General features: G+C 37.7%; 13 protein-coding genes. 2 read left to right on the top strand and 11 right to left on the bottom strand.

The features are described 5' to 3' along the window. Positions 1–98: 98 nt before the first annotated feature. Positions 99–2,144, top strand: a complete 2,046-nt coding sequence (locus ACJRPK_RS09640; protein ID WP_407139703.1) for a S9 family peptidase — start codon at positions 99–101, stop codon at positions 2,142–2,144. Positions 2,145–2,254: 110 nt separating this feature from the next. Here ACJRPK_RS09640 and ACJRPK_RS09635 read toward each other — a convergent pair whose 3' ends face one another. Next, complete coding sequence (locus tag ACJRPK_RS09635) at positions 2,255–2,653, bottom strand: VOC family protein (RefSeq protein ID WP_407139702.1); 399 nt, start codon at positions 2,651–2,653, stop codon at positions 2,255–2,257. Between the two features lie 439 nt (positions 2,654–3,092). On the opposite strand from ACJRPK_RS09635, the gene rimK reads away from it, so the two are divergent. After that, entirely contained in the window at positions 3,093–3,968 is an 876-nt protein-coding gene (gene rimK, locus ACJRPK_RS09630; protein ID WP_407139701.1) for a 30S ribosomal protein S6--L-glutamate ligase, read from the top strand. A gap of 263 nt (positions 3,969–4,231) precedes the next feature. Here rimK and ACJRPK_RS09625 read toward each other — a convergent pair whose 3' ends face one another. The 10 genes from ACJRPK_RS09625 to ACJRPK_RS09580 form a co-directional block, all read right to left on the bottom strand. Beyond that, positions 4,232–4,639 carry an AAA family ATPase gene (locus ACJRPK_RS09625; RefSeq protein ID WP_407139700.1) on the bottom strand — a complete coding sequence of 136 codons (408 nt, stop codon included), beginning with the start codon at positions 4,637–4,639 and terminating at the stop codon, positions 4,232–4,234. Positions 4,640–4,665: 26 nt separating this feature from the next. Beyond that, positions 4,666–5,082 carry a hypothetical protein gene (locus tag ACJRPK_RS09620; protein WP_407139699.1) on the bottom strand — a complete coding sequence of 139 codons (417 nt, stop codon included), beginning with the start codon at positions 5,080–5,082 and terminating at the stop codon, positions 4,666–4,668. A 177-nt stretch (positions 5,083–5,259) separates the two neighbouring features. Continuing rightward, a complete protein-coding gene (locus ACJRPK_RS09615) occupies positions 5,260–5,478 on the bottom strand; it encodes a hypothetical protein (protein ID WP_407139698.1) in 219 nt (72 codons plus the stop codon). A gap of 25 nt (positions 5,479–5,503) precedes the next feature. Continuing rightward, complete coding sequence (locus tag ACJRPK_RS09610; RefSeq protein WP_407139697.1) at positions 5,504–9,253, bottom strand: amino acid adenylation domain-containing protein; 3,750 nt, start codon at positions 9,251–9,253, stop codon at positions 5,504–5,506. Positions 9,254–9,663: 410 nt separating this feature from the next. Further along, entirely contained in the window at positions 9,664–10,167 is a 504-nt protein-coding gene (locus ACJRPK_RS09605; protein ID WP_407139696.1) for a DUF1648 domain-containing protein, read from the bottom strand. A 117-nt stretch (positions 10,168–10,284) separates the two neighbouring features. After that, on the bottom strand, positions 10,285–10,707 hold the full coding sequence (locus ACJRPK_RS09600; protein WP_407139695.1) for a hypothetical protein: 423 nt from the start codon (positions 10,705–10,707) through the stop codon (positions 10,285–10,287). Positions 10,708–10,967: 260 nt separating this feature from the next. Next, the gene (locus tag ACJRPK_RS09595) at positions 10,968–11,549 is read right to left on the bottom strand and encodes a hypothetical protein (protein WP_407139694.1); all 582 of its coding nucleotides are present in this window, start codon (positions 11,547–11,549) and stop codon (positions 10,968–10,970) included. Positions 11,550–11,656: 107 nt separating this feature from the next. After that, a complete protein-coding gene (locus tag ACJRPK_RS09590) occupies positions 11,657–12,406 on the bottom strand; it encodes a DUF6882 domain-containing protein (RefSeq protein WP_407139693.1) in 750 nt (249 codons plus the stop codon). A 137-nt stretch (positions 12,407–12,543) separates the two neighbouring features. Then, positions 12,544–12,813, bottom strand: a complete 270-nt coding sequence (locus ACJRPK_RS09585; RefSeq protein ID WP_407139692.1) for a hypothetical protein — start codon at positions 12,811–12,813, stop codon at positions 12,544–12,546. Beyond that, positions 12,806–13,300: a hypothetical protein gene (locus tag ACJRPK_RS09580; RefSeq protein ID WP_407139691.1), complete on the bottom strand. Its 495-nt coding sequence runs from the start codon at positions 13,298–13,300 to the stop codon at positions 12,806–12,808. Before ACJRPK_RS09580 ends, ACJRPK_RS09585 begins: the two co-directional genes overlap by 8 nt. Between the last annotated feature and the right edge of the window lie 7 nt (positions 13,301–13,307).

The following is a 13,307-nucleotide window of genomic DNA, read 5'->3' as shown; positions in this document are numbered from 1 at the left end:
CTTAACGCTCGGCCCTCTCCGACTCCGCGATCCTACCTAAATAAACTGGCCATTACCTATTAATTTTTATCTTTATAAGTTTTAAAATGAAGTTTGTCATGAAAAAAGCAATACTTTGCTCTTTAGCACTGTTCTCTCTCTTAACTATTCTTACAGCCCAAGAAAAGCTTACCACCTTTAAAGATCTGGATGTTTTCAAAATTCAATATGCTTCTGATCCTCAAATTGCTCCTAACGGAGATCAGATCGTATATCGACGTACAGGCTTTGACATTATGCATGATAAAAGCGTTGGAAACCTTTGGATACTTCAAGCAGATGGTACTAGTCATCGCAAATTAACCGCTAGAGAAGCGAGTGAATCTCAGCCTAGATGGTCCCCTAATGGCGATCGAATTGCTTTTGTGAGTAGTACCGATCAAGGTGCTGAAATTTTTATGTATTGGGTACAAACAGGGCAATATGCCAGAATATCACAACTGGAATGCTCACCTACATCGTTAACGTGGTCTGCTGATGGAACGCAACTGGCTTTCGCCATGTTGGTTCCGCAAAAACCTGTTGTACTTGCCAAACTACCCCAAAAACCAAAAGGTGCCAAGTGGGCAGAAAAACCACGAATTACCAATCAATTAAAACATGAAGCTGATGGTCGTGGCTATTTGGAGCCCGGATTCTCTCATATTTTTGTGATCCCTGCCTCAGGTGGTTCTCCGCGCCAAATTACTAGTGGAAATTTTAATCATAGAAGTGGCTTATCATGGTCTCCTGACGGAAAACATATTTTATTTTCAGCGAATAGAAATGAGGATTGGGAACATGATTTTAGAAATAGCGAAATATACAAAGTATCTGTCAATAAAGGTACTATACTACCTTTAACCAAGCGTAAAGGACCCGACTACACTGCTTCCTTTTCCCCAGATGGAAAATTAATCGCATATCTAGGTTACGATGATAAAGTACAAGCGTATCAACTGAATCAATTGTACCTTATGGATAGTGATGGAGCCGATAAAAAAGTAATTCAGGTTGCATTGGATAGAAATCTGAGTAACCTTCAATGGGATGCAAAAGGAAATGGATTGTACTTTACTTATGATGACCAAGGAAACTCCAAGATAGGATATACCGATCTAGATGGAAAAGTCACTAAACTCGCTGATAACCTGGGTGGAACATCTATTGGACGTCCTTATGCAGGAGGATCTTATAGTGTATCGAATAAAGGTGTAATTGCATATACGCAAACACGACCAGCATATCCTGCTGATATTGCTCTGTTAAAACCAAAACAACAAACACCGAAATTGCTAACACGGCTTAATGACCATTGGCTCTCATATCGTACCCTGGGACAGGTTGAAGAAGTTTGGTATTCCTCATCAATAGATGGAAGAAAGATCCAAGGTTGGATTGTAAAACCACCTACTTATGATGCTACTAAAACATATCCTTTGCTGGTAGAAAATCATGGAGGACCTATTCTTAATTACGGAGATCGTTTTTCTGCCGAGTTACAACTGTATGCTGCTGCAGGTTATCTTGTTTTTTATCCAAATCCGAGAGGAAGTACCAGTTACGGAGAGGAATTCGGGAATTTACTCTATAACAATTATCCCGGCGAAGATTATAATGATGTGATGGATGGTGTTGACTATTTGATTAAAAACGGTATTGCAGATAAAGAAGAACTCTATGTTACCGGTGGGAGTGCCGGTGGTATCATGACCGCCTGGATCATTGGTAAGAACAATCGGTTTAAGGCTGCGGTGGTAGCAAAACCAGTTATGAACTGGATTAGTAAGACTTTGGTGGCTGATAATTATTATGGTTACGCAAATTACAGATACCCAGGTCAACCTTGGGAAAATATGGAAACCTATTGGAAATTCTCACCCATATCTTTGGTGGGCAATATTGAAACACCTACGATGGTTATGGTTGGTATGAATGACTTGCGTACACCCCCGTCTGAAGCAAAACAATTGTATCACGCCTTAAAGCTTCGCAAAATAGAAACAGTGTTGGTTGAGATTCCCGGGGCATCCCATGGCATTGCCAAAAGACCTAGTCAATTAATTACAAAAGTTGCTCATACGCTGGCGTGGTTTGATAAATACCAGAAGAAAACAAAAGAATAAATCTTATTATAGCGCTTACTCTTGTAACCTTATGTCAGGACGAGACATCTGAGAATTAAAAAAAAGCCATCTTGACGATGGCTTTTTTTTAATTTTTGAGCAAAGTTTAATTATTTAGCATTTACCATCCATTGTATACCGTACTGATCGGTACATCTCCCGTAATGTGCATCCCATGATGTTTCTTGAAAGGGAGTGTTTACCTGTCCCTTCGCACTTAACGCATCAAATGCCTCTTTGGCTTCTTGCTCATTATCATAATCGATACTCATACACACCGAATTTCCAGAATTCAAAGGGGTATCAGGAGCTACATCATATCCCATAAAATGAAATCCTTTTCCTTTTAGCTCTGCATGTTGTAATTTATTACGATAGTGCTCAGGGATATCCTGATCTTTATTCTCCCAGGTCTCGCGATTGACAATATCCCCTCCTAATATGCCTTTGTAAAAATTAAATGCCTCTTGACATTCGCCTCTAAATGATAGGTATGCTTGTACTTTCATAATGTTATATTTTATTTTGTCATCTCTAAAATAGGCACTTTCCTAAGTTTCCTCAATGCTTTTATAGCGAGCTTATAAAATGTTTAACGTAAGACTCATTTTTTCTTAAAATTAACATCGTCATTGTACCAAAATGTCTCCTAACACGGTAAACTAAGAAGCTTTTTATTCACCGTGACTTTATTTGCTCTCACTAGTATTCTGTTTTTTTAAGCTCGTGTGAATTCAAAAAATTATTTCATCTAATAGCTCCCAGATCACAGATTTTTTATCTAACTTTTCTAACCGTATCACACCCATCATACGGCAAGCTGAATTATGGCCAACCTGCTCAAAATTATAGTACTCCATACTCTAGAATACTGAACTAGAATATGATGCAACTAGTTCTTTATCAACATAGATTCTATTTTTTATAAACCAATTTAAAATTCAAACAATGAAAATCGTTATCCTGTCACAAAACCCCAAATTGTATTCAACTAAGCGACTTGTCGAAGCCGGAGAGAAAAAAGGCCACGAGATGGTGGTTATCGATCACTCACAATGTAATTTAGTCATTGAAAAAAAGAAACCTTCCATAATATATAAAGGAAAAGAGATCACGAATGTGGATGGTGTCATTCCACGAATCGGAGCCTCCATCACATTTTACGGCACAGCTGTAGTACGTCAATTTGAAATGATGAAAGTCTTTACCGCTACAGAATCTCAGGCGCTGGTGCGATCCCGGGACAAACTGAGAAGTCTACAGATTCTATCGCGAGCAGGTTTAGGATTACCTAAAACAATTTTCAGTAATTACTCTAAAGACGTTACACAAATTATCGAACGTGCCGGTGGAGCTCCGCTAGTGATAAAACTCTTGGAAGGAACACAAGGCTTAGGCGTAGTACTCGCTGATAATCAAAATTCTGCCGAATCCATTTTAGAAGCTTTTAATGGATTACAAGCACGGGTTATTGTGCAAGAATTCATCAAAGAAGCTAAAGGTGCCGATTTAAGAGTATTTATAGTCGACGGTGTCGTAGTGGGTGCGATGAAACGACAGGGTAAAGAAGGCGAGTTTAGATCCAATTTACATCGAGGTGGCAGTGCTAATATTATCGAACTTACCGAAGAAGAAGAAAATGCAGCGCTCAAAGCTGCACGTGCTATGGGACTTGGCATTGCCGGAGTCGATATGCTACAGTCTGAACGTGGCCCATTAATCCTGGAAGTAAATTCCTCACCGGGACTGGAAGGAATCGAAGGTGCCACAGGCAAAGATATTGCTAATCATATTATTCGTTACGTAGAGCGTAATATAGAATAAACTTTAAAAGATCATACTATTTTTAAGATAAAGGAATCCAAGCGATTAGTTATAACTAAAGTATATCCAATTTCAAAAGATTCCTTTTAAACTTATCCCTCTATTTCAGAAAGTATCGTTTGCAGTCATAGAGTGTCCTGGTATTTTTATTCAGTAATATGGATTGCATCTTTCATTTCAGATTTATTAGGTCGTTCAAACCAATCTTCCATAAAATCAAAATTTTCTATACTTACTTCGAATTCAAAGGTAGCCCCTTGTTCTTAATTGCGTTGCAGCACCCTTTTGAGGCGTGTTTCTTTTGATATATCTAAAAAATGAAGCTGTATCTCATACCCTTTATCGCTCGCAAAGGTTCTGAATTTTTCTCGGTGCTCAAATTTTGATAAGCCTAAATCAAGAATTGTATCTGTATTAGCAGCTTCTAATTGTTCGATCAAATTCATCATGATACGCTCTGCTCTCTCAATCCGCTCCAGAAACCAGTCTAAACCATCTTCCGGTTTTTTATCAGGGAGAAACAGCGTATTGTTCCAGGTGTCAATCGAAAAAACAATGCCTTTTATTTTTTGTTTTAACTCAGCCGCATAGGTGGTTTTTCCTGAGCCTGTGTTGCCAACTATTAGATGGATCATGTTGTTGATTTTATGATGATAATTTTTGCGTATCAACCTACTATGAGGCTAACAAAATATAGCTATTTGTTTTTCCATGTATTATAAAACCCCATTCGATTCAGTCGGGATTCATATTCAACATTTTGGTCTGCAAAACTAGCATTTGATTTGCTAATTGTATTCATCTTATATTTAGTTTGAAAAGTTCTTATCGGCTCTCCATCAAAATTGAAATAAAGCCTCTTTTCAACAGTTAAAGTTTCCTCTGCCTGATAAGTATTCATTCTCCAAAACACAAAATAAAGTTTGTTGTCCTTATTGAAATAGTAATCAGAGCTAATGAGCCAATCCCCAGATATTGAATAGTTGTCATAATGAACATAGGTTCCTAAGTTGATGTCTTCAATAACACTCGCGATTTGACATAAAAGCTTATCCTCATCATATGTTTCACTACTACACCATTCATCATTTCGATAATGCTCCCCCCCAAACATAGTGGTAAAATTTAGATGAAGTTTTCAATTCATCTTCGACTACTGGTTGCCATTTTTGAAACTTTTCCCGAATCGCATCAATAACCTTTCCCTCCTACCCAAATGAGTATGTATAGATCAAAAGGCATAGCTGGATAAGTAGTTTTTTCTTCATTGCTTATTTATCTATTCTATAATTCAACTGTATCCATTTATCACTCCAAACGCATCTGATTTTCCTAATCCGTTGTAATGAATCGGGGTTATTTCTGGTAAATGATTAGACGATAAGATACGAAACTGATACGATCTACGATTAAAAACAATTTTTGAGGGAGCACCTTTTCCGTCATTTATACGTTGTGCATCATGCCCGCGTTTCCACAATGAAATTTTGAGAAAGAACGGACCTTGCACATAAGAATGATTGCTTCTAATCTTTTTATTCTAAAACAACATGAGCGCTCTCACGCTGTTCCACCATTCGTCCAATAAACCATATAAAAGGTTCTACTTGCCCTTTTAGCACACAAGTTCCCTCGCAGATGCCATTGAGTAATCCTTGAACGTCTGAGGACTGCAAAGCAGTTACTGTTTGCTTATCTGTAAGAAGCATTGAACAATAAGATACATCACAACTTCTTTGCCCATTTAATACTACTTCTCCATCTTTTACCAAAATAGTGATAGGCTCAGATTGCTCTGAAACACTAACAGCTATAGCAAGATTTGGAGTAGAAACAGTTACCTCAGCTATCGATTTTTTGAGAAAGTCTGTAAACGCATCAGCCCAGACTACTAAATCAGCGCTTTTAATAGTAATATCCTTTTTTTTATCCTTTTTTTCTAAAAATTGTTCCTCTACTTCACGTTCTGCTTCGATAAGCGCTTTTACCGTTTTGTCTATATCATCACGCGTATGGGATGCCGAGCAAATAAATCTCAAGCGCCCTCGTCCGATTTCAACTATGGGGTAAGTAACTGCTAGTGTTTGAACACCACGTTCATATAAGCCTTGCACTATTGCATACAACTTATCTTTGTCTCCAAAATGAGGTGTGACAATAGGACCGTCTCCGGTTCCCAGATCATAGCCTGCTTCTTCAAATTGCTCGCGCATATAGCGTGTCGTGTCCCATAATTGCTTACGTAACGTATCATCAGAGCGTAGACGTCGCAAAGAAGCGAGTCCTGCTGCTATATCTGCAGGACTAATAGAAGCTTGAAAGATATACGCTCTGGAGGATGATTTCAAAAGATCAATGTGCTGCTGGCTAGCCGCTATAACGCCTCCAATACTTCCCAACGCTTTACTAAGCGTCGTCATAATAAAATCCACCTTAGTGACACCTTGCGCAGCACATACTCCGGCTCCATTCTCACCATAAAAACCAAAAGAATGGGCTTCGTCCACTAACACAAGTGCATCATATTTTTTAGCGGTACGCACTATTTCTGCAACCGGTGCAGTACCTTCCCCCATACTATATACGCTTTCTAACACAACCAGAACTGTACGATAGGGTGACACCTCTGATTCAAGGACAGCCGCGAGATCAGATGCATTATTATGCTTAAACGTTCTCATAGTTGCACCGCTTAGACGAGCGCCATCAACAATAGATGCGTGACAGAGTTGATCGATCACAACGACATCGTTTTGTCCAAGAAGACCAGAAATCGCTCCCAGATTAGCTGTATATCCGGTAGGAAACAAACATGCACTAGGTTTCCCAACTAAATCGGCAAACTCTTTCTCAAACTCCAGATGTTGAGTAGTCATACCAGTCGCTGCCGCCGAAATACCCATTCCGGTACCGTACCGCGCTAAGGCATTTGAAGCTTCCTCGATAACTTGTGGATCCCGGTTCAAACCAAAATAAAGATTGGTCGACCAGATAATAGCTTCCTGCTTTTCATTAGTATAGGAGTCCCCTATGGTCCCTCTGGCTGCACTTCCCGTTTGTAATACTTTCCCATAAGGATTTCTGCGATTATTATTTACCAAATGCATAAACTCCTGAACCAACTTGCTCTTATCATTAGCACTCCATGAGGAGGCATTCGCAGCCTGAAATGTTGGATGACTGGACTGAATATTAATTTGGAAACTGGCAAGCGTATCCCGAGCCACCTTAGGTCGTTTATTTGCTAAATGATTATCAGGACCACTTCCTGCCGTAGTAATAATATAATTAGCTAACGCGTTTGGGGTAGTGTATTCAAAAATCTTTTGAGCTGACACCTCTTGCCCCAACACTTTGCTAAGTCGACTACTAAACTCTAAGGTACTCAGTGAGTCGAGACCCATGTTTTCAAATGCATCGTCTGGCATAACATCCTTGGGATCACCAAAATTTAGGATTGAAGCCAGTTCATTCTGAATGATTGACAGGATGGCTGCTTGCTGATTGTTTTTGGAGCCTACAAATTGTTGTACCAGTTTACCCGTGCCATTTGTTGTATGCTCTCCTGGTGTAACTTTCTCTACACCGTGTTCTATCCGTACCTCTGTTTCCATGCTCACGAGTTTCTTACGATCGAGTTTGTCATTGGGTAAAAACGGTAAAGATTCTAAGTGTCTCACAATTTGAGGTACCATGTACTTGGGTAAGCGTTCTGATAAATAGGATTTGACTTTTACTTCAGTTACCGCTGCATCCCGACTTACCACGTAGACTACCAGTATTTTTTGACCTATACCACCATCTAGGGCAGCTGCAGCTGCAGCGTCAACACCCTCCATTGACTCAAGTGCCGACTCAATTTCTTCAAGCTCTATTCTAAAGCCTCTGATCTTTACTTGTTGATCAACTCTACCCAGAAATTCAATTTCTTTATTTTCTGTCCAGCGACACAAATCTCCGGTTTTATATAATCGATTGTCCGGTATCAGATCACAAGGTTCCCTTTCTATAAAACGTTCTTTAGTTAGCGCCTCATCATATAAATATCCGCGTGCAAGCTTGCTTCCTGCAAGGTACAATTCACCGGCCTCTCCGACAGGAACTGGTTGCATAACATCGTCCAAAATATATGCACGGGAGTTCGCCACCGACTTGCCTATCGTAACTATTTTAACTCCCGAAGGAATCTCGGCCAAGGTTGAATACACCGTGTCTTCAGTAGGGCCATAAGCATTTAAGATACGTAGATTGGGTGCTAAGGCGTATACCTGTTCTACCACTGAGCGTTTGAGCGCCTCGCCTCCAAAAACTAAACATCGTAATCCCTTGGGTAATGTTTCAGTAGTTAGTAGTGCTTGCAGTGCCGAGGCAACTATTACAACGGTTCTCAACTGATCCGCCGCAGGAAGCGTGGTCAGCTCAAGCGCATTTTTTGCAAGGATAATTGTACCACCAAGTGATAAGGTTCCCATAATTTCCATCACCGAAGTATCAAAACAAACCGAAGCTCCGGCAAATACACCTTTTAGTTCTTCATCACTAAATTTCTCACGCATGGACTGAAGCATAGCAACAACGTTTTTATGTTCTACAGCTACTCCTTTTGGGCGACCTGTTGATCCTGAGGTATAGATGACATAAGCCAAATCATTTTCAGAGGGTCGAATTGTAGCATCCGTATGACTACCAACTGAATTGAGCCATAGCAGTTCACGTACACCTTTACAAAGGGCTGCTGCCTTATCCGTATCAACAATGGCTGCTACCGCACGAGAATGTTCTAACATATATTGCACTCGATCTTGCGGGTATGCTGGATCTAAGGGCACATAAGCACATCCTGCTTGCATCACTCCAATTAGTGTGGCAACAAGTTCCCAGGTGCGACTCATGCACACCCCAACTAATGATCCCGGTACTACCTTACGATTATTAAGCTCTCCTGCCACTTCACTAGCCCGTTTCATAAGGTCCTTGTACTCAATATTGGTATTACCATCAATAATTGCCATCCGTTCGGGATGTGCTAACATTTGTTGGATAATTAACTCGGATATGGTTGTTTTCATTATCTCACCGGATTTTGGAAACAACTCTTTCTCCATAAATTTTTGCAGATCTTGAGCAGACATCTTTATAATCTCTTCTGAATGTTCAACTCCGGCTGCATGTAACATGCGTTTTCGATTGTTGGCAATTTCGCCTTTTGTAGCACCAGAATTAAAATGATTGAATGTTTCTGTATTGGTCAACAGTTCGTTGAAAAACTGAGTTAATTTGTCCATTCTTTCCTTCTTTAATAATTAGTTAGTTTGATTAAAAAACAAATGATTGAGAGCGTCAATTGTATGTACATCTCTTTTATCATAACATTCAAATTTGTAAAAACCTAAGGACCATGACACCTGTTCAAACTTCATTGCTTACTACCAATGGCTTCTTCAATAAGCTAAATGGTCTAGTCTTCTATTTTAGCAATGCTAGCAACAAGCGATGAAAAGTTTATAATCAGAATCAGTGGATATTTTGGTTTTAAGTAGTACTAAACTACCGATTTTTTTTGAAATAGATATTTCACCAAAGTCTTTGTAAAAAGAAAAAGAAGGGAACGAGAAACATGAGGTGAACTAAAAGGAGAACTTAGAAACTGGAAACCTTTTCTTGATTTCATTCATCGGAAGGACCAGAAATCTTATCAATTCGTCTTTATGATCTTAAGCAAAAAGTAAGCTATCGGAATAAACATAACTCCAAGTGATACCGGCAAAAGCCAAGTCCCAAGAGCATCGATAGTTCCAGTTGCATTTTGTAACGTTCTTAGAACAACGACAGTGAAAACAACTACAATAGTCAATTTAACCACTCTAATTAATCGCGTTGCCAGCGTATAGTTTTTTAAAGCATTTTCGTTTGTGATTGTCTTAGGATAATTGAAAAGGTGTGGTTTGCTAACCAATAGCGTCATCCCAATATAGAATATCAATGCCAGACTCGGACCTAAAAAAATATTCCCTTTATGACCAAACTCATCTGCTTTCCCTAAACCATTATAATGAATCGGAATTATCTCTGGCAAATCAGTATACGTTGATAAAGGCAGTATCCAAATTATCATCAATAGGATAGCCGCTACCACTTCGATACTTTTATCCAAATTAGTTAATGATATTTGGATTTTTGGACGCGCTGTTTGAGTCATTTTTTGTTTGTATTCTATTAATTAATGTCAAAAGTATCAATCCGCCAACATAACATTTATACTATCTTGGGTTATAAATTGACCTCATTGAAACAATCGATTTTGATGAATCCTTGTCTATTTAAGCCAACCTTTTTTGACAGCCATTTTACTATAATAATAAAGAAATGCGGCTATTCCAATGACTATAATTGGTATAACTATAGAAAATACAATAGATGTGGTTTGAATATCAAAAAAGAACAACCAATAAAACTCTATAAATAGTAGCGTAATTAAGGCAACTGCAAAGAATACAGTAGCAAATTTACGTCTCATAAACAGCATAAAACTACCTAGCATTTCCGAGAATAGCGCAATTAAAAATACTCCTACATACCAAAAAGGGATTGACTGCATATTATCAAATTCCTCAGTCGTCATATTTTCTTGTAGCACGTCTAGCTCAAAGGAACTGAAATAGATTTCTATGATATTCCACAAAAGAGCAAAGGTAGCGACGATCCAAAAGGAAGTTGGCGGTTTAACGTTTATAACCATAATTTATGTTGTTTTGACTGAGTCCTTTATAAAGATAGGAAAATTAAGGAGGATTTTGATATAATAGTTGCTATAGGAGTTATTTAGAGGATAAACGCAACTTTAAAAAGCTATTTGCAATCCTAAGCGAGACTAGCTGCCTTCTTCAACTCGTAGTCAAAGTATTCCTGCTTATATTTTCCTCTACTATTATCTACGAATTAAAAAACTCGTTTCTTTATATAAAAATTCTTACTTATTAGCATATTATTAGCAGCTACTTATTCCGCACAAAAATCATTATAGTAGTATACCATGTCTTTTACTGTAGATTTTCTGAATTCTCCACTATTTATTTTCTTAACCAATCCGGAGCAATCAGAAAAGTATTCTTTTGCTTTTCGTTTAAAATTTCCGGTTAAGGCTACCGGAAACTCATCTCCAGCTTTTTGAATATAAATTTTCGAAATTGAAAATTGTTGTCGTGATCTTGATGTTGGCAAACCGTTCATCATTCCATCATTTGCATAAAAATAGTAAGTGGTTACATCAGAGAATAATTTTGTGTTTTCATCAACGAGTACTTCTACTAGTGTTGCAGGTTCATCAGGTTTCAATTGCACGTATTCAAAAGTAGTACTCATATTGAAACCATAGAAAGTTATCTTTTTGACCATTAGTTTTGTCCATATATCCGGTTTGTCATCTAGGGAAATACGAAATTTGATTTTATCAGTTTTATGAAGCATTCCATACCCCTCGATTGAAGTTCCATCGTTAAAAAACAATTCTGCATCTGTATCCTGCGCCGTCATTAGACTATGACAAGCAAGGACCATTAAAAGTAGCATACATTTTTTCATTTGTAAATTATTTTAGCTGCCGTTATTTTACAACTATTAGATACTGCTTTCTTGATCATATCCTCTGCTAATGTCTAAAAATAAATATGTTATGTGCTTTATTCCTTTTAATGCATTTCTTTAATTTCAAAATAACACCTTTCACACACTAATTTTATTTTAGCAAACCCCATAGATTCATCATTCCAACCATCTGTTTTAATTCGCTCTTTTTCGCATTCAGAACACCAAGCTTGCAAATCATCTTCTTCTTCCAATTCCATTCCTCGATAGGTCTCAAAAGCCTCTTCAAATCCAGTTTTTTGTTCGGTATTCAAATGTTGGCAAATAAATGCTTTTCTGATTTTTCCGTGAACACTACATTCAATTAATTCACTCTCAATTTTTTCGGCTTCTTCTTTCGTTATTTGTTCAGTCAGAAGAAAGTACTTTTCTAAATGGTCAGAAATGACTCGGTAAGTCCCAATTCCACCAATTATGTCAAATGCAATAGAAGTCAATTCCCAACCTGTATATTTGTCCCCTTCAAAGTAAGCATTTGTCAGATTTTCATAATTTTTCTTTTCGCCGAATTCTTTAATTTTCAAAGTTCTAAATTTTCTCGGTTCAACAGAATCTTCATTAGCCCAAGCCCACATCCAACTATTTGTATTCAGCGAAAATGTTCCAACAGGAATATATCTGAAATAAATTTCTTTGTCTTCACTATACAATCTTAGCGTTTCGCTTGATTGGTTATAAAACCAATTTGCATAGTTATCCGTATCAAAATTTTCTCTGAATTTAGGTTGACTTTCTTGAAGTTTGCCAACTGCTTTTTGAGCGTATTTTTCGTATTTTATTGGTCTAAATATCAATTCAATTCAGTTTTTTCGGCATGTTCGTTAAGGGACATCCTTTACCATACCCCATTAAGTACAACGTTTAGTATATGAAGCGTAGCATCCCGTAGGGTGCTATGATTTCATATACAGTGTTGTGGTGTCGTATTTCTTTATTCATAAAACTTTCCAGCATATAGTAAAAGTGCAAAGCTCTTCCAATTAGGTTCCTCCTTAATTAAATCACTATCCTCTCCATATGCTTCAACAGCATCTAAAAAAGTTGAGATTGTTCCATTTTCCCATCCGTTGACTCCAGGTCCATAAGGTGAAGATGAACTTGTTTTCTCCTTTTCATCTTCATCAATCTTATCTTCTTTAAGAGCTTTGACAAATTGGAAAAAAGTCTCTTTAGAATTTACTTTTTCTAATAGTTCATCCAATTTCATGTTTGTTTATCCATTCTTTTAAATAGTCCTTACAAATTTGGTCAATGTTGTTTCTGTCTGCCCCGTTCCAATACCATTGTACGGTATCATAGTTCAAATCTTCTTTAGCAAAGTACAGAGAGTAGAAATCATAAATTTGGCTATCGTAATCAAATGCGATGTATAAGTCCTTAATCTCCCTTAAAGTTTTCAATAAATCTCTTTTATCATTCAGCACTTCTTTTGCCAAATAAGTCACATAGTCAATTACTACTTTGTCCTGATTTGTAAAGTTAAGATTTAGTTCTTCAAATACCTTATCAGTCAATTCTTTTAATTCAAATTGGTTGTATGGTTTTTCAATTCCAGCAAGTTCAACTAAATGCTCGGTATCAAACCCGACCAACATCATTTCAACAGCCCGAGCAGACCACTTTTCGTCAACACTTTGATTCAAATACTTCCAAGCAATAATTTCATATGTAGATTCTACTAGCTTCATCTTATGC

Origin of the sequence: Aquimarina sp. 2-A2 (genome assembly GCF_045505135.1) — a bacterium.
In the GTDB taxonomy this organism is placed as follows: domain Bacteria; phylum Bacteroidota; class Bacteroidia; order Flavobacteriales; family Flavobacteriaceae; genus Aquimarina; species Aquimarina intermedia.
This window is presented reverse-complemented; position numbering and strand designations above follow the sequence as displayed.